Origin of the sequence: Vreelandella titanicae (assembly GCF_014697095.1) — a bacterium.
In the GTDB taxonomy this organism is placed as follows: domain Bacteria; phylum Pseudomonadota; class Gammaproteobacteria; order Pseudomonadales; family Halomonadaceae; genus Vreelandella; species Vreelandella titanicae.
This window is the reverse complement of the sequence record NZ_CP059082.1, coordinates 542,965-567,558: the sequence shown is the minus strand read 5'-3', so window position 1 is coordinate 567,558 and position 24,594 is coordinate 542,965. Positions and strand designations below refer to the sequence as shown.

The following is a 24,594-nucleotide window of genomic DNA, read 5'->3' as shown; positions in this document are numbered from 1 at the left end:
TACCCAAGATCAAAAAGCCCCAGCGTTAGCCAGGGCATTAAGGTGCTCAATGTATCCTGTGTATGTGGCGGCACTGTATCCGGTCTGTTAGCCCTCGCTGCTCGGCGTGTTGCAATAGCTCGGCTTCGCTGACTTCCAAGGCGTGGGCAATATCGGCTAGGGCATAGACCGATTCGCCGTTGTCATCGTATCCGGCGGGCTTCAGGCCAGGAAAGAACGTGTCCATTCCTTCCTTCAAGGTCTCCAAGATCGGCAGGCGCAGAAAGGGCGGGTGCTGCTGATCATAGGCGCGGCTAATCATCTTGTCGGTATCGTTAGGCGTCACACCACCAAAGAACTCACGGCGGGCCTTGCGTTCGATGTTATCCAGTAGCGCGGCAATATGGCTGGCTAGCGGCTTCTGTAGACGCTCTGGGGGTACGCACAGCTTATGCGCTGCCCATACTTGCCCGGCAGTTAAGTGGCTTAGGGCTTGCCCGGTAACGGCTGCGTGGGCGAGTGCTTCACGGGTAATAGTCATGGCATTGGCTCCTTAAGCGGCGGGTGGAGGTTGGCTTCATCCAACATGGCGTTTGCTTCCCCGTAGTTCTTTGTTAGCGGCGCGTCGGCCTGCATTGTTTTGGGCGGCTTGTCGTGGCTCGATACTCGCCGCGTGCTTCCAGGTGATGACGTACTGCTTGGCAGCTTCCACGGCTTCCCGTGATGGCCGCATCGCTAGGCAACGGGTAAGCATCTTTTCGTCTTCAGGCACCAGCGGGCAGTGCTCACGAATTAGGCGCAGCCATTGTGGGGTACGATCGGCCACGGACGTGGCTTTGATTGCCTGGGGGATAGCTGCCAGGGTAGGGGGTAGGTCAGGCCATACCGCCTTGACGGCTTCCAGCGCTTGCGGGTCGTTCAGCAGACAGCGGCAATGAGCGCGGGCGGTGGCGTCATCCGCTGCAACTTCAAACACGTCATCCAGTACTACGGCCAACTCGGCAGCGGCTTCCCGTGTTAGCTGGGCCATGGCTTCACGCGCCAGCGCTTCCACTAGCCCAAGCGAACGGCCTGCAGCTTTCAGACCACCGACAATGAAGGCAATCTCTGCCGTGGTGGCGGGCACCTGTTTAGGCTTAACATCCTGCTTGTCTATTTTGTGGTGTCCACGGGGGCCATGGGGGCCACTTGCCTCAACCATGCGGGTTGCAGCGTGGACACAGGGTGGACACGGTGTGGTGTCCGGTGTCCATTTGGCGGTGTCCTTGGTGCCTGCATACTGTTGGTATAGGCTCTCAAGACTCATATTCACCCCCTTCATCATCCGGGCGCACGGCGTATAGCCGCGAACGCTTACCGTTGATCTGTACACGCACAGAACGCTTGCCGCTTTCGCGCTCTGCTATCCAGCCTGCTGAGTCCAGGGCATCCAATCCCCGGCGAGTATCGAACCCGCGCAACGCTTCTTTCATGGCGTCGTTTGTCAGCAGGTAAACGCGGCCCTCCGGTTGGTCACGCCAATAACCAGCCCGGTTGTGTACCGTGTGGGTATGCCTGGGATCTCCGTCTAAGTCGCTAAAGCGGCTGTCTCCATGGCGTTCAATGAAGGCCCGGACACTGACCAGGATTTGCTCATGCTCGGTTTGCACACCGCCTTGAAAGGTGCGCCAGCCCTTTAAAGCGATCTCAGCTGCTTTCAGCGCTTCACCCTCGTGCCAGCCTGTTAGCCCGTACTCGGTCGCCAGCTCTCCGGCCAAACCAATCAGCACCAGCGCTTTGGCAGCACGGCCTTGCAAGGGGTGGTCGGTGGTGAACTTTGGTGAGTCAGTGAATTGGCTGACTATGGCAGCCAAGTCTCGGTGCTCTTTTACCAGCCGCTCGATGAAAGCCGGGCCAAGGTGGCCGTGGTGGCGAGTAGCTTCGCTCTTTAGATGATCGGCAAAGGCTCGGCCATCGCTGAGGTGGTGCAGACTATCGAACGCGCCATACTTCCGCTTGGCGGGAATGTCGAGCAAGCGCACGGCTTGGCCCGCTTTAGGGCGTTGGCCTGCTTCGCTCATGTGGGCGGCCAGGGTACGCTCTCCACTGGATAAGATCGCAATGCGCCAGCGGTGAGGGCGTCGTGCGGTGCCGTTGCGGCTAGCGCGTGCTTTCCCGGTGCCGTTGCCAAGTGCGTAAATGGTCGCGCCGATTTCGCGGCCATCGGCCTCGCCTATCTCGTCCAGGATTAAGCAGGTATCGCTCAGCGCAGCGGCTACCCCTTCTAAGCCGTTACCCGTGGCCCGCCATGTGCGTATGAACTCTGGCCCACCCCATACGCTGGCCGCGACTTCTAGCGCGGTCGTCTTACCGTTGGAGCTATCGCCCACTAAGTGAATACCGGCTGATTTACGGTGTGTTATGTCCAGCAGTGGGCCAGCCAGTGCCGTGGAAACCGCCAGGATCAGCAGCGGGTTATCACTGCATAAACTGCCAATGCACTCACGCCAGCTAGCCAATGTGCCTGCCTGGGCGTAGTCGTCATGAGTGCCGTACTCGCTTTGGAACGTCACTCGGCGGGAAAGCTCTACACTGCCCAAGGTGCCCCGGGGCATGACAAACACACGCCCACCCTCTAACTGGTGCCATCCAACGCGGGTTGCTGCTATCACTCGCTCATCAGGCAGGCATTGCGCCAAGTATTTGTTCAGCAGCTTGTAGGCGTCGGGGTTTATCCGAAGGCCCATGTTCAGTAGCTCGCCGCGCATTTCCTCACCGCTGCCCTTCAGCAGGTGCAGCGGCATTGCCCACTCACGCCAGCCCCCATAAGGAGATTTGAAGCGCAGCAGTAGCCCGTGGTTATCGTTGCGCTCGTCGTGTGTGGCTGCGTTGCACTCCAAAGGGCCGCATATCCATACGTCATAAGGCTCCGGGTCGCTGTCGCCTCGCGGCTGCCGCTGTCCATGGAAATAAAGTCCAGGTATCCCATAGCGGGTATGAGTTAAGTAGGTGGCAAACGCGGGTCGAAACGGCTCGCTAATCTCAGTAGGTAGCGCGTCTATGGTGTCCGGTTCCACCTCACGGCCAAGGGTGGTGGCCTTGTCTTGTGGACACGGGCTAGGGGGTGTTGTCCGCTTGGTGTCCACGCTGGAAGCCGCGTGGTTGTCACGGTTGGGCCCCATGGCCCCCGTGGACACGTAATTTTGGGCAGGGCCGTGTTGGTTGCTGTCATCCAACCCAAACAAGTCCAGGTTGTCATCTGGCTGCCAGCTCATAAGCCATACTCCTTACGGCATAAGGCCACGTCTGCGAAGTCCGTACAGAGCTGGCAGTCAGCGCAGAAGGTGGGCATCAGCACCTTGGCCCCAATAGCGAGTGCTGCCAGCCGTGCCTTGGTGGCACCGGGGTTGCCATCAGTGAAACGGTCGTCATCAGCGGCCAGGGTGATCGCTACGTCATCCGGTAGACGTCGGCGTAGGCGGCGGGCCACGGCTTCCAGGTTGTCTGCATTGCGAGCCACCACCACAGGAAGAGCCATTGCCTCAAAAAGGGCCGCGGCGGTTGCCCATCCCTCAGCTATCAGGACGCGCTCAGCGCCAGCCAGTTTGCCCACTACCCCGGCCACGCCTTTAGCACGACCACCAAACAACGCCTTCTTGGCACCGTCCGGGTAAATGCGCTCGATGTTGACCAGCTCGCCGTCATAGAACAGCGGTACCAGTAGTATTGAGTCACGCTGGCGTAGGCCGTGGGGTGCCAAGCGCTTCTTGGTCAGGTAAGGGTGTGACGGATCGGCAGAGCCAGCCATTACCCACCAGCGGCGGGCTTGCTCGGCGGTCTTTGCTTGCTGAACGCGGCGTTCTGCGTCGCGTTGCTCCCGTGCCCGCTGTGCGGCTAGACGCGCTACAGCGGCGGCGGTGGGGTCAGCCTTACCGCCAGTGGTAATGGTGTGCTGTTCCCCGGTATGCCAGAAGCCATAAACCGCTACTTCCAGTGAGGGGCAGACGTACCAGCCGTTACGGTTGCCCTTGGCCTTGTCGGTGGTGTCAAAGCGGTGAACGGCACCATCGGCATGGATCGCCAGCCCGGTGACGCCATACGCGGCCAGTGCATCGCCTAGCGCTTGCTCAATGCTGGTATACTGGTGGCACTCTGACTTGTGGGTATTCCCATGCTCCCGGCGCTTACTACGCCGGGTTTCTTTTGTCGTGATTGCGGTCATGCCTTCCCCCTCAGCCTCCCGGCTGTAGTGAACCCTCATGGGCCAATGCCTGCCCATGCAGGTAAAACGCCAACGCCTCAATCGCGGCCAGATGAGTCTCTACACCGTGTAGCGTCGTCGCTACGATGCGAGGTGCGATTAGCAACCGGCCATCACTGTTGGCATCGCCTATGGTCATTTCAGCCATGCGCAGTGTGCTACGGGCATGTTCTACCGCCATCGTTAGTGCGTCATAGGCATCGTCGGCTTCCAGGCTTGGCATTACGGTAATCACATCAGCAGGCTGGCTCATGAGCAGACCTCCTGACGTTCAGCAAGGCGGGTTTCTAACTGTTGAGCTTTGGCTATGTGGTGGTTGTAACGGTTAAGGCGGGTGCGTGTGCTGCTATCAGCAAACAAGGCGGCTTTGGCCATAGCGCGATGGGCAGCGGCACGGCTGGAAAGATTGCGGGTAATGAGGTTGGACAGGCGTAGTGATGCCATGGGTAGGTCTCCAAGTTTTGTGGAGCCATCCCCGACTGTCGCCAAACAGTTAATGGGGGTGACTGTACGCAGGTTGGCGAACCGGGAAACTTGGAACCCGGCAGACCTTGCGGTCTCCCACGCACAGCCACCATAAACGCGAACAGTGGACGCAAAAAAAGCGCCTGTTTCGCGGTGGGCGCTAGTGCGCCAAGTTTTGTCCCGGTCGCCAAACCAGGCTGACGATTTTGCGCCAGCACAAAAAGCATACAGCGGCATTGGTAAGAGTTGCAAGGCCATCATGCAGCACCTCTCTCGGCCAGCTTGGTTTCTAGCCAGGTGTTCACTTCACCCACGGGGAAGTAGCAGGTTGCCTGCTGGCTATCGCTAAACTTCAGCGGGCGGGGAAAACTGGGATCGTTCTTGAGTAGCTTGTCTATGCCGCTGCGTGTCATATCCATAGCGCGGCATAGGTTCGGCTTGGTGATTAGCTTTTGGTCTTGGGGGAGTGCTTCGATATTCATTTGAGCGCAACCGTATGTATGGGTGACGCTCAAATGGTGGCGCGATGATTAAGCAGATTGTTTTAAATGGAATTGCTGGCGTTCCATTTGCTTCCAGGTAGCGGTATCTGGAATTATGGATCGCGCTCCTCTCGGGCTTTTTGTATCTCTCTTATTGTCTCGGCTATCGGCTCTTTGTTGAGTGTCAGTCCATGACTTTCAAGAATTACTTCTAGTCTCCCCGCCGTTTTGTACGGCTCGTCCGGAATTTCACCCAACGCTTGCACCATTAGCGCCTCTATCAATGTTAGATAGGTTTGTCGGCGGCGTGCGTGAAGCGGCTTGTTATATGGTTCGGGTGTATCCTGGAGCTTAGGGATTAATTGCAAGTTTTTGGGAATGTCGTTATCCGTAACACCCGAAGCCTTTAGCCAGCGATAAACCTCTAATCTTTGAAGTTGCATCTTGAGCTCATGCTGCTTGAAGATTGTTAAGAGAAAGCCTACATCTCCGACAGGTTCCGAACACCACCTCTTGGTGGTTCGGTCGCCGTGCTCATCATCAATCGGATAGCGATAGACCATTAAGGATTCTGCCTTGAGATCGCCGCGTCCCACGGCTTCGACAATCTGATGCTCCCAGGCGAAAACATCAGCAACTTGATAATTCAACTCAGGGCCATGCTTAAGCAGGCTATCAACTTCGCTAGGTTCATACCCAGCCAGAATACAGGCTACCTCCCAGCAATCCATTTTAGGGGCGACTGACCAAGGTGAAAGACCCATAAACGCGCTACTCCTAACGCTTACACTCCAATTAGGTTGGCTGGCTAACGCGGTGGAGTTGTCCGCGCTTTCGGGTGATCGGCCCTAGCCAGCCAATTCGGTTGTTACGCTCGCTTAGATACCACTACGAGACCTCGGTCAGATTTGGCAGGGGCGACACCTCTAGCCGCATGAAATAGCCTCCAATGGGCACCGGACACCATGCCGGGGCCACCCCGTTTCCACGCTTTAACCCGCATGGTTGAGCCAAGTGGCCCCCATGGACACCACCAAATAGAAAGGTAGTCATGCGCGTTTAAACTCCACCACATTTCCACGCTGCAAGTTGTCCAGGTAATCGGCGTACCACTGCATCATCACGCGGCGCTGCTCGATGTACTGCGCTTTGTTATAGACGCCTGCTACACCGTCTTTAACGTGCGATAGCTGGGCCTCGATGTGGTCAGCGTTATAGCCGTGCTCATTCAGGATCGTGCTAGCGATGTGTCGGAAGCCGTGCCCGGTCTGGCGTCCCTCATAGCCAAGGCGGCGTAGTGCCATGATGAACACCGTGTTGGAGCGTGGTGCTGTCTTGTTGCTGCGACCAGGGAAAAGCAGAAGTTGGTACCCGGTCAGTTGATGCAGGTTTTGAAGGGCGTCAATCGCTTGCTTGGGCAGGGGAACTGTATGCTCCCGGCGGCGCTTCATCCGTTCAGCGGGGATCGTCCATAGCGCTCTGTCCAGGTCGAACTCTTCCCAGCGGGCCTCGCGTAGCTCTGAAGGGCGCACCGCCAAGCGGGACAGTAGGAATAGGCCAAGGCGCACATCCTCAGCGTGAGGGTAGGAGCCAATGGCACGTAGCAGGGTGGGTAGTTCGTCTTGGCTAACGTGGGAATAGTTGGTTGCCCGGCGGGTGGTCAGGTGCTTATGTAGGCTCTCAAGCGGGTTGTACTGGATGCGGCCACTCACTAGCGCCAGGTCGTAAACTTCCCGGCAGATAGCGCGTATGCGACTGGTCTGCTCAATGATCCCGGTCTTTTCCAGGTTACGCAGAAACTCCAGCCACTCCATGGGCGTTATGTCAGTGAAGGGACGCTTGCCAAACTTGGGGAACACATGCTTTTGCAGTGCGCCAATCACACGGGTAGCGGTGCCTTCTGTCCAGTTCTGCCGCTTGTTGGTGTGCCACTCTCGCGCCAGCGCTTCAAAGGTGCTGTTGGCAGCTTCCAGGGTTGCAGCCTCCCTTGTCCGCTTGGAGACAATGGGGTTCTCTCCCTTGGCGGCGTCTGCCCTAAGTTGTTCGGCTTTCTCACGCGCTAGGCTGCCACTGGTTTCTGGGTACCCACCAAGGCCAATCCACGACCACTTGCCGTCTGGCTTCTTGTAGCGCAACTCCCAAGACTTGGAGCCGTTAGGCTTCACCCTGAAGTAAAGGCCATTGCCGTCCAGTTCCCGGTAGACCTTGGTCTCTGGTTCCAGTGTGGCCAGCACGGTATCAGCTAAGGGGCGTCGTTTGATCTGAGAGCGCTTCATCTTGTATGCCTTTGGTTCAACATATCGTGAAGCATACACACAGGCATACACGGTGCGCAATGCTGTATGGGTATATGTGAAAGCATACAGACACAAAAAAACCCGCACGGGGCGGGCTTTTTAGCGTCATTCAGACCTATATGGGAGCATCTGAATTTAGGTAGGTGGTGGAGGCGGCGGGAATTGAACCCGCGTCCGCCAGCACGCGCCTATTGGCTCTACATGCTTAGATTTCGTCATTTGATTTAACGCAACTGACTCCGACGATCAGGATTCAGCCACGCGAGTCTTCTAAAGTTTAGCGCTTGGCGAGAAGACACCACCAAACGCGATCCTATCAGCTTTAGCTCGTATCCCCTCAGCGATGAATAGGCACATCACCTTGGGGCCAGACAAGAAGCTAACAGTGTTTAAGCTGCTAGCGCGCCTTGAGCGTAGTTTTCGTCATTTGCGACTATTTTTCGTGATGTGGGATTTACGAGATACATCACGCTCTCGGCATGCACCGCAAGGGTTGTCACCGGCGTCGAAACCATGTCGCCCCCTTATTTCAGTTGAGCATTCTAACGTGCTCACACCTGATTGACCAGTTATGCCTTGTTATGTTCCCGCATAATTCGACCTTTTTGGCGGCTCCAGTCGCGATCTTTTTCTGTTGCGCGTTTGTCATGCAGCTGTTTACCGGTCACTAGCGCCAGCTCGCACTTCACTTTATTGCGTTTCCAGTAAAGCTTGAGGGGCACACAGGTGTGGCCTTTGTCCTGGGTGATCGAAAAGATTTTGGCGATCTCTTTGCGATGCAGCAGCAGTTTGCGGGTGCGCGTCGGGTCAGCAATCTCGTGTGTGCTCGCAGTATTCAGCGGCATGATATGACTACCCAGCAGAAACGCTTCGCCGTTACGAACCAAAATATAGGTATCGGTGAGCTGAGCCTTACCGGCGCGCAGGCTCTTCACTTCCCAGCCAGCGAGCGATAGCCCCGCCTCGAAGGTCTCATCGATATGGTACTCAAACCGTGCCTTCTTGTTTTGGGCAATAACGCTGCTACCGGGGCCCTTACTGTTACCTTTCTTAGTGGCCATGGAACCTCATAATTAATCTGTCAGTGGCTTCCCCTTCGTTATTTGGGGAGGCGTGATACCATTTAGGGTCTGAAAAATGTTTCCCATGATACGCTTTGGGCACTGTGAAGTCAGCGGAGAGGTCAATGCCAACCGTCAATCGTTCCGCCTTAGTGCGGCACACCCCCCAGAAAATGTTCGATCTGGTTAACGACTTCGAACGCTACCCGGAGTTTTTGCCAGGCTGCCGCCAGGCGCGTTTGCTCGAACATGATGATGTGCATCTGATCGGCGAAATGACCCTGGGTCGCGCCGGTGTTGAGCAAACCATCACCACGCGCAACGAACTTTTTGCGCCCGAGCGTATTGAACTATCGCTGGTAAAAGGGCCGTTCAAGCGGCTTAAAGGTCGCTGGCTGTTTATCCCCATGGGGGAGGATGCCTGCAAGGTGAGCCTTGAGATGGAGTTTGAGTTCGCCAACCGGCTGCTCAGTATGGCGTTCGGCAAACTCTTTCAGCAAATCGCTGGCCAGCTAGTCGATGCCTTTACCAAGCGCGCAAACGAGCTGTATGGGCGCTGAAGCGCTTACGGTTGAGGTGGCCTTCGCGTTGCCGTCCAAACAGCGCATAGTGGCTCTGCGCGTGCCTGAGGGCACTACTGCACGTCAGGCCGTTGCCTTAGCCGATTTGCCCACGCTCTTTCCTGATGTGCCCGGCGAAACCTTTGCTCAGGCGCCGCTGGGCATCTTCGGTAAAGCGCTACGCGAACCCGATACCCATCTATTACGCGACGGGGATCGGGTCGAAGTCTACCGGCCATTGGCGATCGACCCCAAGGCCGCTCGCCTAGAGCGCGCTAAGCGCCAAGCGAGCGACCCGAAGCGTTAACCGCTTTTAAGGCTGTTGAACAGGCTGTGTGCCCTCAGGTGGCCGCGTCTGGGTGCTCTCTGTAGGGAGGGCATCCATTGGATCAACGCCTTCCGTTGCAGGCCCCATGCTGCTATCGCCTTCAAGCGGTAGCTCTTTGGATAGATCCCCTTCTTGCTCAATGTTCACCAGGCGGCCCTGGGGATCGAAGGTGAGCGTTACGCGACGCTGCTCTACATCGCCATACGCTTTATCTAAACGAAACACATAATCCCACTGGCTGGCGTCAAAGGGCGCTTCCAGCAATGGCCTGCCCATTACGTAAGTCACCTGCTCTTGGGTCATGCCTGGCTGAAGCTGGCTGACCATTTCCTGAGTGACCAGGTTGCCCTGGGGAATATCGCGCTTGTACACGCCTACGTAGCTGCAGCCGCTAATGACAGTAAGGGCAACGGAGAGCGTGATGATTTGAGTCAATTTTTGCATTTGGGCCTATTCTTCACTATCGTGGTTTCGGTTGATCATACCCGACCTAACCAGTTACTGCGAAGAGCGACCATGGCCGATCAGAACCATGAATTGCGCAAAGCCGGTCTAAAAGTGACCCTGCCGCGCGTCAAGATACTTCAAATTCTCGAAAATGTTTCGGGTCAGCACCACCTTAGCGCGGAAGAAGTGTACAAAACACTGATTGATGCGGGCGAAGATGTTGGCTTGGCAACCGTATACCGCGTATTGACTCAGTTCGAGTCAGCGGGCTTGGTAATTCGTCATAATTTCGACGGAGGCCATGCGGTATTCGAGATGACCCAAGAGGATCACCATGACCACATGGTGTGCCTAGAAAGCGGTGAAATCATTGAGTTCGTTGATGAAATCATTGAACGCCGTCAGCAAGAAATCGCTGAAGAGCACGGCTACGAACTAGTGGATCATGCTCTGGTGCTATATGTACGTCCGCGCGGTTCCGACGTGACGCGCCAGGACAGCGGGCCGACGAACAAGAAATAGTGTTCGTAGGTCGCTGTTAGTCGCAGACCGTTAATCGCGGTTCGAAATATAAGCGCCCCTGAGCCATTTGGCCGAATTCCTGGTTAACTGAATTCGCCAAGTGGATCAGGGGCGTTTGTTTTGCTGTGTGCAGATGTGCTGTATAGCTGTGCGCTATAGAAATGCACAGAAACGGCGCAGGGCGCCCGCTCAATCAGTGCGGCGGGCGTTGGCTGGCGTGCAGCATCTCCCGAGCGTGGGCCAGGGTTTGGTCAGAAAGCGTGACACCGCCCAGCATGCGCGCCAGTTCGCTGATGCGGCCCTGTTCGTCGAGTAGCGCCATCTGGGTCAGCGTTGTATCGCGCTTCGCCTGTTTCTCGATATGCAGGTGCTGGTGCGCCTGTGCTGCCACCTGGGGTAGGTGGGTCACGGTCATGACCTGGCCGTTTTCGCCCAGTTTGCGCAGTAGTTGGCCAACGATCTCTGCGGTGGCCCCCGAGATACCCACATCCACTTCGTCAAACACCAGGCTGGGAACCGTTGAGTGCGTCGCCGCGACCACTTGAATCGCCAGGCTAATCCGCGACAATTCACCGCCGGAGGCGACTTTGGTCAATGGGCGAGCGGGCTGGCCAGGGTTGGCGCTAATCAAAAACTGCACGCGATCAAGGCCTTCAGGGGAGGGCGCGTCTTTAGCGGTGACCTCCACTTCAAAACGGGCTTTGCCCATGGCCAAAAAGCCCAGTTGCTGCTGCACCTCTTTACCCAAGCGAAGTGCGGCTTTTTGACGGCTCTCGCTGAGTTTTTTTGCCTCTTGGCGATAGTCTTCGCGTAGCTCGACGACCCGCGCACTGAGTGCCTCCAGGTCATTGCCACCCTCTTCTAACTGCGCGACTTCCCGCTGTAGGTCAGCATGCAGGGCGCATAGCTCATCAGGAGCAACGTGGTGCTTGCGGGCAATCCGGTGTACGTCGGTCATTCGTTCTTCAACCCAGGCGAGCCGCTCAGGGTCTAATTCGGTGGTGCTGGCGAGGCGATTAAGCTCGCTGGAGGCCTCTTCCACTTGAATGCGCGCATCGCTCAGCATGGCAAGCGTGTTCGCCAGGGTGCCTTTGTCGCTACCTGGCAGGGCGCTTAAGTGGGTGAACGCTTGGTTGAGCAAAGAGAGCGCACCGCCCTCGTCACTGGCGCAGCAGTCGGCGGCAAACTGGGTTTCGCGCAGGGTCTCTTCCGCGTGAGCCAGGGTGTGCTGCTCTTCCTCTAACGTGGCTAATTCACCTTCCGCTAAACCGAGCTGATCCAGCTCTTCTACTTGGTAACGCAGCAACTGCCGTTTGGCCTCAACTTCACTGCCTTCTTCGCTTAGCTTCTTCAGCTGCCGACGCGCACTGCGCCACTCGCGGAACGTTTCAGCTAATTGAGTGGTGGCATCGTTTAGGCCTGCGTAATCGTCCAGCAGGGCAAGGTGGGTCTCTTCGCGCATCAGCGCATGGTGAGCATGCTGTCCATGAATTTGAATCAGCTGTTCGCCGAGGGATTTTAGATCCGAGATAGTCGCGGGTTGGCCGTTAATCCACGCTTTGGAACGGCCGTTGGCGGTGACCACTCGGCGCAGCAAGCATTCCTCAGCGGGGAGCTCCCGCGCCGTTAGCCACTCGACGGCGGCAGGCAGGTGCTGAATGTCGAAGCGTGCGGAGAGATCCGTACGCTCGCGGCCGTGACGCACGCTTCCGGCGTCGGCACGCTCGCCCAGGCAGAGCCCAAGGGCGCCTAACAGGATCGATTTGCCCGCGCCGGTTTCCCCGGTAATCGCGGTCATACCGCCGGTCAAGTCGAGTTCCAAGTGATCGACAATGGCGAAATCTTGAATAGCTAGCTGAGTAAGCATGGCGCCTCCTGAGGCGGTACAGCATAGAAGCTGGATACTTATCCAATAGTTGTTGATTTATACAGTAGTTAATAACTCACTTCAATGCACCTCTTGAGATGGAATTTATGGCCCCCATATAGCGTGCATGATCAGTCAAAGCTAGTGACTTAAAGCTTACTTCTTTGCGCGCCGCCCGCGTGGCCGCGCTCTACTTTTTAGGAGCACAACATGGCGAAAGAACCGCAAACACCAATGGACGATGAGCTGGCCCGCCACGAGCAAGACGCCGATGGCGCCGAGCAAGCAGCTGAGAAGGTTGCTGAAGAGCGCTTGATGGAGGGCGAGCTGGAAGGTTTGATCAATGACGAAGAGGCGCTAGAAGACAGCGTCGACAACCCGGAAGCGGAAATGCTGGCAGCCCAAGTAGGTGAGTTAGAGCAGAGCTTGGCCGAAGCCAAGGATCAAGCCCTACGCGCCGCCGCTGAAGCGCAAAACGTGCGCCGTCGTGCGGAGCAGGAAGCGGAAAAAGCCCGCAAGTTTGCCCTGGAGAAGTTCGTTAAAGAGCTGCTGCCAGTGGTGGATAGCCTGGAAAAAGCACTTGAGACCATGGAAGAGGGTGCATCGGAAGTTCACCGTGAAGGTGTCTCCATGACCTTGAAAATGCAGCTGGATGTACTCAACAAGTTCGGCGTTGAAAGCATTGAACCCCATGGTGAGCCCTTCGACCCGCAAGTGCACGAAGCCATGACCATGGTGCCTAACCCGGATCTCGAACCGAACACCGTGATGGACGTTATGCAGAAAGGTTATTTACTCAATGGACGCTTGGTGCGCCCAGCGATGGTTGTAGTGAGTAAAAAAGCCGATTAAGCCACTGGCGGCACAGAGTTTGAAAAAAGTGTGTGAAAAAAAGCCCTTGAAATGTCAGCGGCGGCCCCCAAATAAAGGGCAACCCCGCGGGGAAACCCGCAGACAAGCTTTAAAAACTAAATTTTCAGTTTTGTAACAACCGAATTCGAGGTATTGCTATGGGACGTATAATTGGTATCGACCTGGGCACCACTAACTCTTGTGTGGCCGTGCTCGATGGTGACAGCGCTAAAGTTATCGAAAACGCCGAAGGCGGTCGTACGACGCCTTCTATCATCGCCTACACCGATGATGGTGAAACGCTGGTAGGTCAGGCGGCTAAACGTCAGGCCGTTACTAACCCAGAAAACACCCTGTACGCCATCAAGCGCCTAATTGGCCGTCGCTTTAAAGACGACGTTGTCCAGAAAGACATCAAGATGGTGCCGTACAAAATCAGCGAAGCTGATAACGGTGACGCTTGGGTTGAAGTAAAAGGCAAAAAAATGGCACCGCCGCAGGTAAGCGCGGAAGTGCTGAAGAAAATGAAGAAGACTGCCGAAGACTACCTGGGCGAAGCAGTCACCGAAGCGGTCATTACCGTACCGGCCTACTTCAACGACAGCCAGCGTCAGGCGACCAAAGACGCCGGCCGCATTGCCGGTCTGGACGTTAAGCGCATTATTAACGAGCCGACCGCTGCCGCACTGGCCTACGGTATGGACAAATCCCGCGGCGACAAAACCATCGCGGTCTACGACCTGGGTGGCGGCACCTTCGATATCTCGATCATCGAAATTGCCGATGTCGACGGCGAAACCCAGTTTGAAGTGTTGGCCACCAACGGTGACACCTTCCTGGGCGGCGAAGACTTTGACTTGGCGCTGATCAACTACCTGGTAGACCAGTTCAAGTCTGACAGCGGCATTGATCTGTCTGGCGACAACCTGGCCATGCAGCGTCTGAAAGAAGCTGCCGAAAAAGCCAAAATTGAGCTGTCTAGCGCTCAGCAGACCGATGTGAACCTGCCTTACATCACCGCCGACAACACTGGCCCGAAACACCTTAACGTTAAGGTGACCCGTGCCAAGCTGGAGTCGCTGGTCGAAGAGCTGGTTCAGCGCTCGCTCGAGCCGTGCAAAATGGCCCTGAAAGATGCAGGCCTGTCTGCCTCTGAAATCGACGAAGTGATCCTGGTCGGTGGCCAGACACGTATGCCGATGGTGCAGAAGAAAGCCGCTGACTTCTTCGGCAAAGAAGCACGTAAAGACGTTAACCCGGACGAAGCGGTTGCCGTTGGTGCCGCGATTCAGGGCGGCGTACTCGGTGGCGACGTTAAAGACGTTCTGCTGCTCGACGTTACCCCGCTTACCCTGGGTATCGAAACCCTGGGTGGCGTGATGACGCCGCTGATCGAAAAGAACACCACCATCCCGACCAAGAAGACACAAACCTTCTCGACGGCGGATGACAACCAAACGGCGGTGACCATTCACGCCGTGCAGGGTGAACGTAAGCAAGTGTCGCAGAATAAGTCGCTGGGTCGTTTTGATCTTGCTGACATTCCGCCTGCACCGCGCGGTGTGCCGCAGATCGAAGTCGCCTTCGACTTGGATGCCAACGGTATTCTGAACGTATCGGCAAAAGACAAGGCCACTGGCAAAGAGCAGTCGATTGTCATCAAGGCGTCTAGCGGTCTGTCCGAGGAAGAAGTCGAGCAAATGGTACGTGATGCCGAAGCTCACGCCGAAGAGGACAAAAAGTTCGAAGAGCTGGTGCAGCTGCGTAACCAAGCTGACGGTATGATTCACGCTACGCGCAAAACGTTGGAAGAAGCTGGCGACAAAGCGACTGACGACGAGAAGCAGGCGATTGAAACGGCCATCAGCGAGCTGGAAGAAGCGGTTAAAGGTGACGACGTCGATAACATTCAGAAGAAACTGGATGCACTGACCGAAGCCTCTGGCCAGCTAGCCCAGAAGATGTACGCCGAGCAGGCCGAAGCGGCGCAGCAAGAGGGCGGTGAAGGTGCCGAGGGCACCAAGCCGGAAGAAGACGTGGTTGACGCCGAGTACGAAGAAGTCAACGACGATCAGAAAAAGCAGTAACATCCTCTTTCTGCCAAGGAAAGCGGTGACGCGGGAGCTTACTCCCGCGTTGCTGTTTCCGCGGCCAAGACGCACGTAGTTAAGTATCACGTAGTTAAATATACAGTTGAATACATAGCTAAATGTGCAGTTGAGTGCGTAGCTAACCAGGAGGCGTAGGGCCTATGTCCAAACGCGATTATTACGAAGTCCTGGGTGTCGAAAAAGGGGCCGATCAGAAAGAGATCAAGAAGGCCTATCGCCGTCTGGCGCAAAAATTCCACCCTGATCGAAACCCGGACGATACCACCTCCGCGGAAAAATTCCGCGAAGTGTCCGAAGCGTATGAAGTGCTTAGCGACGGTGAAAAACGCGCTGCCTATGACCAGTTCGGCCATGCGGGCGTTGATGGCCAAGGTGGCGGCGGTTTCGGCGGTGCTGGCGCTGGAGATTTCAGCGACATTTTCGGCGATGTGTTTGGCGATATTTTTGGCGGAGGTGGCGGTCGCCGCCGTGGCCCCAATGCCCCGGCACGCGGTTCCGACCTGCGTTATAACCTAGAGCTTGATCTGGAAAACGCCGTTTCAGGCACCACGGTGGATATTCGTGTGCCGCGGCATATCGAGTGTGACCGTTGTGATGGCGGCGGCGCTGAGCCCGGCTCTTCTAAAGAGACGTGCCCTACCTGCCACGGTCACGGTCAAGTACGTATGCAGCAAGGCTTCTTTGCCGTGCAGCAGACTTGCCCGACCTGTCATGGCTCTGGCCAGCACATTAAAGTGCCGTGCCATAAGTGTAATGGTGAAGGCCGTGTACGTGAGACACGCACGCTGTCCGTTAAGATTCCGCCCGGTGTGGATACCGGCGACCGTATTCGCTTGAACGGCGAAGGCGAAAGCGGTGTTAACGGTGGCCCGCCTGGGGATCTGTATGTGCAGGTGGCTATCAAGCCGCACCACATCTTCCAGCGTGACGGCAAGCACCTGCAGTGTGATGTGCCGATCAACTTTGTTGATGCAGCGCTAGGTGGCGAGCTTGAAGTGCCGACGCTAGATGGCCGCGTGAAGCTGAAGATTCCGCCGGAAACCCAAACAGGCAAGTTGTTCCGCCTGCGCGGTAAAGGCGTGAAGCCCGTGCGCGGTGGGATGCCCGGCGACCTGCTGTGCAAAGTGGTCGTGGAAACACCGGTGAAGCTTAACGACGAGCAGCGCGACCTGTTGCGCAAGCTGCAACAGAGCTTCGACGACAGCAATAGCCACAACCACTCGCCGAAGAAAACCGGCTTCTTCGACAGCGTGAAAAGCTTCTTTGAAGATATGAAGCCGTAACGGCGACGACGCGCTTCGCTGCATGATCAACGCCCCAGCATCTTTTAGGTGCTGGGGCGTTTTTTTGTAGATGATCTATTGCTGCAGGTGATCCATGCGCCAAGCTAGCGCCTCGCGATCAGGCTGGTACCGTGCCGATCTGGGTAGTACTAACATCTGCCCGTCTAATTCCCAAAGCCAGCAGTTATCGGCCACGAAACGGTCAATGCTTGGACTTACATGCCATTTGAGGTCTGGCCCAGGGGAGATAAGGTGGTTATCCATCGCCCAATGCAGGTTTGGTGTGAGCGCGAGACCGTTCGTTGGGCGATCATCTTGGCTTTCTGAGAAAGGAACTAGGTGGGCAGCTTCAACAAGGTAGCGATAGTCGGGCGTAATGTAGCGGAGACGACTTGCCGCGCACCGGTAGTCATAGGCTTCAAGAACCAAGGAGCGAAAGGCAGCAGAGCGGGCCTGCTGTTGACGCTCCTCTCTGACATTGCCGATCAGTTTTTCAGGGTGCTTTTCATATTCGAAGCTGTCTAACGCGCTTGTCAGGTAACGGTGAATGTCTTGCTGGCTGTATTGCTCATCATAGAGATATTTGGTTACAAGGAGTGCGCTGGCGTCGTGAGCCCTCTGGCTGTTCTGAAATATTTTAAACAGCTCGGGATCCAGTAGTGCTTCGGTGAAAAGCTTCCTTAGGGCAGTGATGGATTTTGGTTGGCCTAATTGCGGTGCAAGGGTGGCAATATTTGTAGCGAATAGTGGTTTCCATAGATGGCCGGACGGGCCTTGATCGCTTTTGAGATGCCAAAGCGGAAGCTGAGGATTGGCTGACTGACGTTGCCCGGTAGTGGCCTCATAGAGGTCGAAGTAGCGCGATATAAGTCTGTCATCAATAGCTACAGTCGGTGTTTTTATATGTCCGCTCTGGATTTCACAAATAATCGCCAATAAGAGGCAGGGCTTGTTGGGGGCCAAGCGGCCACGGCTGTGGCCAACTCTTAGAGTGTTCAGACAGCTTAGTGTTTCATCCATCATGTTGTGTCTCTAGCGGTGCATAACGTTGCTGCGAAGGTTAGCACGCCTTTCAGGTAAAACGGGGTGCTCACTGATGTAAAATGGTTGGCCTTTATTGGCTATATAACAGGGCAAGTTGGCGCTTCGTGCAATCCTGGTTCTCTATTTAACGCTCTGTTTGGAAGTGGTTTTCTGCAAAGGACAAGGGAAATGATGGCAGCTGAAGAAGACCGCCCAGGGTTGGGCATTGGGTTGCGGATACTGTCAGGCGCCCTGTTTACCGGGATGCTGGTGTGTATTAAGGCAGTCAGTGACGAAGTGCCTGTGGGGCAGTCGGTATTTTACCGCTCGCTGTTTGCGCTGCTGCCTATCGTCGTTTTCCTTTTGCTGCGGCGGGAGTTTCCATGTGGGTTGGCTACGCGCCGCCCGCTGGGTCATGCGCTGCGCTCTGGGTTGGGGGCGGCGGCGATGTTTGCCTCCTTTGCTGCGGTGGCGCTGTTGCCAGTGGCCGAGGCAACATTGCTCGCTCAGCTTACCCCGGTCTTTATGGCGATTGGTGGTGTTCTGCTGCTGGGGGAGCGCTGCTCGCTTAATCGCGCGGGTGGTGTGGTGCTGGCGCTTGCCGGGGTGGCCGTGCTGATTTTGCCTGGGCTGAATGCCAGTTCCAGTAATGGCCAAGTGGCCGGGTATGCGCTAGGGGCGTTGGGTGCGCTGCTAACGGCAGGTGCTTTATTAACCGTCAGGCGTATTTCACGCACCGAGACAGCGGCTTCAATCGCCTTCTACTTTATTTTAGTGGCCGCGCTAGCCGGGCTGGCAACGCTTCCACTGGGCTGGGCGGCACTCAATCAGGTAGAGTTTTCGCTGTTGGTGCTCTCGGGCCTGTTTGGCGGTGCTGCGCATATCGCGATGACATTAGCTCTACGCTACGCCGAGGCGTCACGTTTGGCACCTTTTGAATATATTGCCCTGGTGTGGCCCGTCCTCGCCGATTGGGTGCTGTTTGGAATACCGGTCTCCAGCGGCTTCCTGCTAGCGCTACCGCTGATGTTAAGTGGGGTAGCGCTAGCGGCGATGGAAGGGCGGCGGCTTAGGCAAAGGGCTAGATAGCGGCTTCGACGATAAGCTGCGGCTGACCTTTCGAGCAGGGCTCGATACGCGTAGATACCCGATAAACCTGGCGTAGCAACGCAGGGGTAATCACTTCGGCAGTGGAGCCGCAGGCAATCAAGCGGCCATTTTCGAGCATCATGGCGGCATCGGCGAAACGTAGCGCATGCCCCAGGTCATGGAGCGCCACCAGAATCAGCATCTGGCGCTCGTCGGCTAACCGGCGCAGCACCGTCAGCAGGCTGATCTGGCGGTTCAAATCGAGTGCCGAAGTGGGCTCGTCCAGCATCAGAATCTCGGGTTCTTGCACCAGAGCCTGGGCAGCGCTGACCAACTGGCGCTGGCCGCCGCTAAGGTCGCCAATATCCCGTTCGCCAAGGGCCGTAATGCTGAGTTCTTCCAGCGCGCGATCAACCTGCGCTAAATCCTCAGGCTGCACTTTTAATCCACGCCCCTGCATACGTGCCAAAAGCACTGATTCATATACCGTCAGTACGGCCTTGGCACCGGTGTCCTGGGGCATATAGCCCACGGGGCGTTCGGCGCTGGTGCCGCTGATAATCACTTCGCCTTCGCCTTTCAATAGTCCTAACACGCGGCGAAAAAGCGTCGATTTACCTGCTGCGTTGGGCCCTAGCAGAGCGACGACTTGCCCCCCTTGAAAGCAGGGCGTGGTGATCTCTTCCAGAATAGGGCGACGCCCATAGCGGGCGGATACACGGTTCAGTTGTAGGGTTACCATGAGGCCTTCTTGTGGTTAAGCACCAGAAACAGAAAGAAGGGAATGCCCACCAGCGAGGTGATAATGCCAATGGGAATAATGGTGCCAGGAATAATAATCTTGGAGATGACCGAGCCAACGGAGAGGATCAGTGCGCCGCACAGGGCCGAGCCTGGTAGGAAGAAACGCTGATCCTCGCCCAGTAAAATGCGCGCGATATGCGGCCCCACCAAGCCAATAAACCCAATGGTGCCCACGAACGCCACCGCGATGGCGGCAAGTAGTGACACCAGCACCAGCACTTCCAAACGCAGCGCGCGGGGATTGACGCCCATGCTCTCGGCTTTGGCGTCGCCCAGGCGCATGGCCGTCAGCGCCCAACCATGCCGGGCAAGCAGCGGCATGGATAAGGCAAGAATGCTAAGGGCGATCCAGAACTTGGGCCAGGTGGCTTTGGTTAAGCTGCCCATCGTCCAAAACACCACCGCGGAGACCGCTTCCTGGCTGGCAAAGAACTGAATCAGCGCCATCAGCGAGTTGAAGATAAACACCATGGCGATGCCGAGCAGCACAATCGTCTCTACCGTCACGCCGCGCTTAAGGCTTAAAGCATGAATTAAGAACGCGGTGAACATGGCCATCACGAAGGCATTGATGGGCACCACAAACTCAATGGCTGCGGGAACAATGGCGACACCAAAAGCAAGCCCCAACGCGGCGCCAAAACTGGCCCCGGCGGAGATCCCCAGGGTGAATGGGCTGGCTAGCGGGTTGCTCAGAATGGTTTGCATCTGTGCCCCGGCCACCGACAAGCTGGCGCCCACCACTAGCGCCATCAGCGCTACCGGCATGCGGATTTCCCAAAGAATAACCCGGGCCTGCTGGCTGACGCTGTCTGGTGTGAATAGCGCTGCGACCACTTCACCCAGACTATAGCGGGCAGGCCCCAGCGCCAGATCGACGCAGAGGCTAAAAAACAGCGCTAAAACCAGTGCCGCCAGTATCATTTGGCGGCGGAAAACCTGGCTATGGTAGAAGGCGCGCCCCTGTGAAAGGCGTTCTGTTACCGCCGTTTCCGTTATCCTCGTATCAGTCGTCATGGAGTGATATCCAGTAGCCGGTTTCATAGTCGATGGGTAAGAAGCGCTCGTGTAGCTCTTCCATCGTGGCGTTGGGATCCAGGTCTTCAAACAGCTCTGGGTGTAGCCATTTGGCTAGCTGTTGCACGGCCACGAAGTAGTAGGGGCTATTGTAAAACTGGTGCCAAATGGCGTGGAAGTTACCTGATTCCACCGCCTTGATGCCGGTCATCGCGGTGCGCTCGGTCAGTGCTTCAAGCTTAGCGCGAGCGCTTTGCATATCAGACCCAGGGCCTACGCCGACCCAGTTGCCACCCGGCACGTAGGCGTCCCAGTTGCCGCCGGTGACAACCACATGATCAGGGTTGGCAGCAATAATCTGTTCAGGGTTCAGGTTGCCGAAACTGTTAGGAATGATGCCCTCGGCAATATTGCTACCGCCAGCCAGGGTGACATAGTCGCCAAAGTTGGCAGGGCCAAAGCTCATGCAGCACTCGTCGGAGTAGCCACCGGCCCGGTCAATAAACACGCTGGGGCGCTCTGGGTTGGCTTCGGCGATGACATCGGTTACCCGTGCCAACTGTGTCTCGGCAAACTCGATGAACTCTTCCGCCGCTTCTTCATCGTCCATGATCTGGCCGATGATGCGCATGGAGGGAATGGTGTGTTCAATCGGGTCTTCGCGAAAATCCACATAGACGATGGGAATGCCGAGTTGTGCCAGCTTGTCGTCGTAGGCGGCGTCTTCTGTGGCGGCTTTGGCCTCGATATTCATCAGCACTACGTCAGGATTAAGCGAAGCGGCCTGCTCTACGTCAAAAGTGCCGTCTTTAAAGCCGCCAAAGGTGGGGATCGCTTCAATCTCTGGGAAGCGTTCGGCGTAACGGGCATAGTTGTCGGGATCCGCTTGAGAAAAGTCTTCGCGCCAACCGACCACGTGGGCAAAAGGAGCTTCAGGTTCGAGTAAACCGAGCAGATAAATTTGCCGCCCTTCGCCTAAAATAACCCGCTCGGCAGGGCCATCCAGAGTGATTTCGCGGCCAGCGACATCGGTGACGGTGATAGCGTCAGCCATAGCAGTGGCGCCGCAAGCAAACGTGATAAGCGTACCAAGCAGGATTTTTAAGCGCGGAGAATTGAGCATTTTTTAACTCGTTGGTCGATATTGGTTAACAGGGCGGCATCGCTGATGCGCATTAACGGTGATAGCACAGAGATGCAATTGCTATTGTAACTGATTAGCGTTTGGGCGGCATTATTAGGGTGCCGCGCTTAATGGTCAACATGCTACGCTTTACACTGAGCATTTATCCTACGGTGATGGCTTCACATATTTGGCTCTAACGGCTCATTGTTGAAGGATTACTTAGTTTGTAAGTACTTACATTTTTTGGAGAGGCCGCTATGCCTTTATCTCGTGTCGAAGTTGCCACGCCTTCCGCCGAGCGTTTAATTAATCGGCTCTGTAAACACTGGGCGCATAAGCTGGAGGTCGAGCAAAGCGATCAGCAGGCCACCATTACGTTTGCCACTGGCACCTGCTTAATGGTTGCTGAGGCCGATAAATTGGTGGTGGCCCTCGAAACCCTGGAAGAGGAGCATCTGGATGAGTTGGAGGGGGTCGTCGAGCGCCACCTGATGCGTATGGCCGGTGATGAAGAGTTGGCGATTGTGTGGGAGAACTAGATACCGGCTGGTCAGCTATAAACGGAGAGCGTCGAAGGCATCGATGGGTCTGCTATAATCGCGCTGATTTTGAAACATAAGTCTTACGCACTGAAACCTAGAGCTCAGGAGTTCGCATGACCCGAATTGCCATTGTAGGCGTGGCTGGCCGCATGGGCCGTACGTTGGTAAATGCTGTAGAGCAAGATGCTGAGGCGACGCTAGCTGGCGGGATCGTGGAGCCAGGTAGCTCCTTGGCGGGCGCTGATATTGGCGAGCTTGCGGGTGTCGGGAAGCGCGGTGTTGTCGCGGTCGATTCGCTCACGTCGATTGTCGATGAATTTGATGTGCTGATCGACTTCACGGCCCCTCAGGTCACGCTTGGTAATCTGGCGTTCTGCGCAGAGCACGGCAAACGTATCGTGATTGGTACTACTGGCATGAGCGATGATGAGTTGGCTCAGCTCGATAGCTACCGCGACAAGGTAGCCATGGTGTTCGCACCCAATATGAGCGTCGGGGTTAATCTGACCCTGAAACTGCTCGAAACCGCTGCCAAAGCGCTGGGTGATGAAGGCTACGATATTGAAGTGATCGAGTCTCACCACCGTCACAAGGTTGATGCGCCTTCCGGCACCGCGATCAAAATGGGCGAAGTAATTGCCGACAGCCTGGGGCGTAACCTTAAAGAGCACGGCGTGTTTGAGCGAGTCGGGCAGTGCGGTCCGCGCACCGACAAAGAGATCGGCTTTGCCACCGTGCGCGCGGGCGATATCGTGGGTGAGCACACGGTAATGTTTGCCACCGAAGGTGAGCGCATTGAAATCACTCACAAGGCCTCCAGCCGGATGACCTTTGCCAAAGGTGCGGTTCGCGCGGCGCGCTGGGTCGCTGGCAAAGAGAGCGGCCGTTACGACATGCAGGATGTATTGGGGCTAGAGTAAGGGATTGCCTGTCACTGCTTGAGCAGGGCGCTAGAACAGTCCTGCCATCAAGGGGTAGTCTTCGATCAAGAATTCCTGTAACATTTCAAAAATTTTGGCCGGGTGGCCTGGAAATCTTAAACGGCGCGCTTGTTGCGTTGGTCAACCCAAAGCCTGCCTCCTCAGGGTTTGCTGCTATAAAGCGGTGCTGCTGTTAAGCGTAACGCTAGAGGCTAAGCGAATCAGAAAGGCATCGAACAACAAGCGGGATGAAACCGATTCTTTTTATCGGCTTCGTCCCGCTTTTTTACGACCCCAGTTTTACTAGTGATAGTTTTTATTAGCGATAGTGTTACGTCGCGGATAATCAAGAAATTGCTGAGCCTGCGCCCCACAGGCTCCCACCAGCATGGGAGGATCTTGTTTTGAATAACCCCGCATTGAGCAAACCCGCAATATTGGCCCTGGAAGATGGCAGCGTGTTCCACGGCATTGCCGTTGGCGCGGACGGATTAACAAGCGGTGAGGTGGTGTTCAATACGGCCATGACCGGCTATCAAGAAATCCTCACCGACCCTTCCTACACCCGCCAAATCGTTACCCTCACCTATCCCCATATCGGCAATACAGGCATTAACGCTGAAGACATTGAGTCAGCTTCTATTGCCGCAGCAGGTTTGGTGATTCGCGATTTACCGCTAATGGCCAGCAGCTTCCGCTCTGAGCAGTCGCTGTCGGACTACCTGAAAAGCCAGAACGTGCTGGGTATTGCCGATATCGATACCCGCCGTCTAACGCGCATTTTGCGAGATAAAGGTGCGCAGAACGGGGCGATTTTGGCAGGCGTTGATGCGGAAGGCGACGGGGCGGTCACACGGGCGCTGGAAGCCGCCAAGGCTTTCCCAGGCCTGAAGGGGATGGATCTGGCCAAAGAGGTGTCGTGTAAACAAGCCTACGAGTGGTCGGAAGGTGAGTGGACGCTGGGTGAAGGCTACGCTGATGCTTCCAAAAGCGAGCGCCCCTACCATGTGGTGGCGTACGACTACGGTGTGAAATTCAACATCCTGCGCATGCTGGCCGCTCGCGGCTGCCGCCTGACAGTTGTGCCCGCGCAAACGCCTGCTGCTGAGGTGCTGGCGATGAATCCGGATGGCGTGTTTTTAGCCAACGGCCCTGGTGACCCGGAGCCCTGCGATTACGCCATCAAGGCAATTCAGGACGTGCTGGAAACCAATATTCCGGTGTTTGGTATCTGCCTGGGCCACCAACTGCTGGCGCTCGCCGCCGGGGCGAAGACGGTCAAAATGAGCCACGGCCACCACGGTGCCAACCACCCGGTGCAGGATCTGGATAGTGGTACGGTAATGATCACCAGCCAGAATCACGGCTTTGCGGCGGATGAAGCGACCCTGCCCGCTAACGTGCGCGCCACGCACCGTTCGCTGTTCGACGGCACCTTGCAGGGAATCGAGCTTACCGACCGACCGGCGTTCAGCTTTCAAGGCCACCCGGAAGCGAGTCCCGGCCCGCGTGATGTGGCGCCGCTGTTTGATCGCTTCGTGGCTATGATGCAGGCACGCCGTTAACGCGTCCCTAGCAT

General features: G+C 56.4%; 26 protein-coding genes and 1 other RNA gene. 10 read left to right on the top strand and 17 right to left on the bottom strand.

Annotation, left to right across the window (positions count from 1 at the left end):
* Positions 1–46: 46 nt before the first annotated feature.
* The 11 genes from HZS52_RS02695 to smpB all read right to left on the bottom strand — a co-directional run bounded on the left by HZS52_RS02695 (position 47) and on the right by smpB (position 8,524).
* Positions 47–520 carry a hypothetical protein gene (locus HZS52_RS02695; protein WP_190374104.1) on the bottom strand — a complete coding sequence of 158 codons (474 nt, stop codon included), beginning with the start codon at positions 518–520 and terminating at the stop codon, positions 47–49.
* A gap of 36 nt (positions 521–556) precedes the next feature.
* The gene (locus HZS52_RS02690; RefSeq protein WP_190374103.1) at positions 557–1,285 is read right to left on the bottom strand and encodes a hypothetical protein; all 729 of its coding nucleotides are present in this window, start codon (positions 1,283–1,285) and stop codon (positions 557–559) included.
* Positions 1,275–3,233, bottom strand: coding sequence for a DUF927 domain-containing protein (locus HZS52_RS02685; RefSeq protein WP_190374102.1), 1,959 nt, complete (start codon positions 3,231–3,233; stop codon positions 1,275–1,277). Before HZS52_RS02685 ends, HZS52_RS02690 begins: the two co-directional genes overlap by 11 nt.
* Complete coding sequence (locus HZS52_RS02680; protein ID WP_190374101.1) at positions 3,230–4,180, bottom strand: toprim domain-containing protein; 951 nt, start codon at positions 4,178–4,180, stop codon at positions 3,230–3,232. The genes HZS52_RS02685 and HZS52_RS02680 overlap by 4 nt, the downstream gene beginning before the upstream one ends.
* Positions 4,181–4,190: 10 nt before the next feature.
* Positions 4,191–4,472 (bottom strand): hypothetical protein, encoded by a 282-nt coding sequence (locus HZS52_RS02675; RefSeq protein WP_190374100.1) that lies wholly within the window; start codon positions 4,470–4,472, stop codon positions 4,191–4,193.
* Positions 4,469–4,663, bottom strand: a complete 195-nt coding sequence (locus tag HZS52_RS02670) for a hypothetical protein (RefSeq protein ID WP_190374099.1) — start codon at positions 4,661–4,663, stop codon at positions 4,469–4,471. Before HZS52_RS02670 ends, HZS52_RS02675 begins: the two co-directional genes overlap by 4 nt.
* 278 nt (positions 4,664–4,941) lie before the next feature.
* Positions 4,942–5,166 carry a zinc finger protein gene (locus HZS52_RS02665; RefSeq protein WP_190374098.1) on the bottom strand — a complete coding sequence of 75 codons (225 nt, stop codon included), beginning with the start codon at positions 5,164–5,166 and terminating at the stop codon, positions 4,942–4,944.
* Between the two features lie 113 nt (positions 5,167–5,279).
* The gene (locus HZS52_RS02660; RefSeq protein WP_190374097.1) at positions 5,280–5,930 is read right to left on the bottom strand and encodes a hypothetical protein; all 651 of its coding nucleotides are present in this window, start codon (positions 5,928–5,930) and stop codon (positions 5,280–5,282) included.
* 285 nt (positions 5,931–6,215) lie between these two features.
* A complete protein-coding gene (locus HZS52_RS02655) occupies positions 6,216–7,442 on the bottom strand; it encodes a tyrosine-type recombinase/integrase (protein ID WP_190374096.1) in 1,227 nt (408 codons plus the stop codon).
* Between the two features lie 165 nt (positions 7,443–7,607).
* Positions 7,608–7,987: a transfer-messenger RNA gene (ssrA, locus tag HZS52_RS02650) on the bottom strand.
* A gap of 45 nt (positions 7,988–8,032) precedes the next feature.
* Positions 8,033–8,524 carry an SsrA-binding protein SmpB gene (gene smpB, locus HZS52_RS02645; protein ID WP_008958772.1) on the bottom strand — a complete coding sequence of 164 codons (492 nt, stop codon included), beginning with the start codon at positions 8,522–8,524 and terminating at the stop codon, positions 8,033–8,035.
* A 125-nt stretch (positions 8,525–8,649) separates the two neighbouring features.
* On the opposite strand from smpB, the gene HZS52_RS02640 reads away from it, so the two are divergent.
* Complete coding sequence (locus HZS52_RS02640; RefSeq protein ID WP_022520728.1) at positions 8,650–9,084, top strand: type II toxin-antitoxin system RatA family toxin; 435 nt, start codon at positions 8,650–8,652, stop codon at positions 9,082–9,084.
* Positions 9,074–9,391: an RnfH family protein gene (locus HZS52_RS02635; protein WP_133731610.1), complete on the top strand. Its 318-nt coding sequence runs from the start codon at positions 9,074–9,076 to the stop codon at positions 9,389–9,391. The genes HZS52_RS02640 and HZS52_RS02635 overlap by 11 nt, the downstream gene beginning before the upstream one ends.
* Positions 9,392–9,397: 6 nt before the next feature.
* Here HZS52_RS02635 and bamE read toward each other — a convergent pair whose 3' ends face one another.
* Positions 9,398–9,856: an outer membrane protein assembly factor BamE gene (bamE, locus tag HZS52_RS02630; protein WP_027958232.1), complete on the bottom strand. Its 459-nt coding sequence runs from the start codon at positions 9,854–9,856 to the stop codon at positions 9,398–9,400.
* A gap of 72 nt (positions 9,857–9,928) precedes the next feature.
* Here bamE and fur point away from each other — a divergent pair, with 72 nt between their 5' ends.
* Positions 9,929–10,381 (top strand): ferric iron uptake transcriptional regulator, encoded by a 453-nt coding sequence (gene fur, locus HZS52_RS02625; RefSeq protein WP_007111850.1) that lies wholly within the window; start codon positions 9,929–9,931, stop codon positions 10,379–10,381.
* Between the two features lie 193 nt (positions 10,382–10,574).
* On the opposite strand, the gene recN is transcribed toward fur, so the two are convergent.
* Complete coding sequence (gene recN, locus HZS52_RS02620) at positions 10,575–12,248, bottom strand: DNA repair protein RecN (protein ID WP_159175951.1); 1,674 nt, start codon at positions 12,246–12,248, stop codon at positions 10,575–10,577.
* Positions 12,249–12,458: 210 nt separating this feature from the next.
* Here recN and grpE point away from each other — a divergent pair, with 210 nt between their 5' ends.
* The 3 genes from grpE to dnaJ all read left to right on the top strand — a co-directional run bounded on the left by grpE (position 12,459) and on the right by dnaJ (position 16,494).
* Positions 12,459–13,100, top strand: coding sequence for a nucleotide exchange factor GrpE (grpE, locus tag HZS52_RS02615; protein WP_027958234.1), 642 nt, complete (start codon positions 12,459–12,461; stop codon positions 13,098–13,100).
* Between the two features lie 158 nt (positions 13,101–13,258).
* Positions 13,259–15,187, top strand: a complete 1,929-nt coding sequence (dnaK, locus tag HZS52_RS02610; protein WP_190374095.1) for a molecular chaperone DnaK — start codon at positions 13,259–13,261, stop codon at positions 15,185–15,187.
* A gap of 164 nt (positions 15,188–15,351) precedes the next feature.
* Positions 15,352–16,494, top strand: a complete 1,143-nt coding sequence (dnaJ, locus tag HZS52_RS02605; protein ID WP_022520724.1) for a molecular chaperone DnaJ — start codon at positions 15,352–15,354, stop codon at positions 16,492–16,494.
* A 75-nt stretch (positions 16,495–16,569) separates the two neighbouring features.
* Here dnaJ and HZS52_RS02600 read toward each other — a convergent pair whose 3' ends face one another.
* Positions 16,570–17,517, bottom strand: coding sequence for an HNH endonuclease (locus HZS52_RS02600; protein ID WP_190374094.1), 948 nt, complete (start codon positions 17,515–17,517; stop codon positions 16,570–16,572).
* Between the two features lie 189 nt (positions 17,518–17,706).
* Between HZS52_RS02600 and HZS52_RS02595 the strand changes: the two genes are divergently transcribed.
* Positions 17,707–18,606, top strand: coding sequence for a DMT family transporter (locus HZS52_RS02595; RefSeq protein WP_423250063.1), 900 nt, complete (start codon positions 17,707–17,709; stop codon positions 18,604–18,606).
* On the opposite strand, the gene HZS52_RS02590 is transcribed toward HZS52_RS02595, so the two are convergent.
* From HZS52_RS02590 to HZS52_RS02580, 3 genes are read right to left on the bottom strand one after another with little or no spacing between them, the layout of a single operon-like run.
* Entirely contained in the window at positions 18,599–19,348 is a 750-nt protein-coding gene (locus HZS52_RS02590; RefSeq protein ID WP_041159421.1) for an ABC transporter ATP-binding protein, read from the bottom strand. The two genes, HZS52_RS02595 and HZS52_RS02590, sit on opposite strands and share 8 nt — an antisense overlap.
* Positions 19,342–20,427, bottom strand: coding sequence for a FecCD family ABC transporter permease (locus HZS52_RS02585; RefSeq protein ID WP_041159422.1), 1,086 nt, complete (start codon positions 20,425–20,427; stop codon positions 19,342–19,344). Before HZS52_RS02585 ends, HZS52_RS02590 begins: the two co-directional genes overlap by 7 nt.
* Positions 20,417–21,550, bottom strand: coding sequence for an ABC transporter substrate-binding protein (locus tag HZS52_RS02580; RefSeq protein WP_041159423.1), 1,134 nt, complete (start codon positions 21,548–21,550; stop codon positions 20,417–20,419). Before HZS52_RS02580 ends, HZS52_RS02585 begins: the two co-directional genes overlap by 11 nt.
* A gap of 260 nt (positions 21,551–21,810) precedes the next feature.
* On the opposite strand from HZS52_RS02580, the gene HZS52_RS02575 reads away from it, so the two are divergent.
* The 3 genes from HZS52_RS02575 (at position 21,811) to carA (ending at position 24,580) form a co-directional block, all read left to right on the top strand.
* On the top strand, positions 21,811–22,092 hold the full coding sequence (locus HZS52_RS02575) for a DUF2218 domain-containing protein (protein WP_022520719.1): 282 nt from the start codon (positions 21,811–21,813) through the stop codon (positions 22,090–22,092).
* A gap of 116 nt (positions 22,093–22,208) precedes the next feature.
* Positions 22,209–23,015: a 4-hydroxy-tetrahydrodipicolinate reductase gene (dapB, locus tag HZS52_RS02570; protein WP_041159424.1), complete on the top strand. Its 807-nt coding sequence runs from the start codon at positions 22,209–22,211 to the stop codon at positions 23,013–23,015.
* Positions 23,016–23,434: 419 nt separating this feature from the next.
* The gene (gene carA, locus HZS52_RS02565) at positions 23,435–24,580 is read left to right on the top strand and encodes a glutamine-hydrolyzing carbamoyl-phosphate synthase small subunit (RefSeq protein ID WP_190374854.1); all 1,146 of its coding nucleotides are present in this window, start codon (positions 23,435–23,437) and stop codon (positions 24,578–24,580) included.
* Positions 24,581–24,594 lie beyond the last annotated feature (14 nt).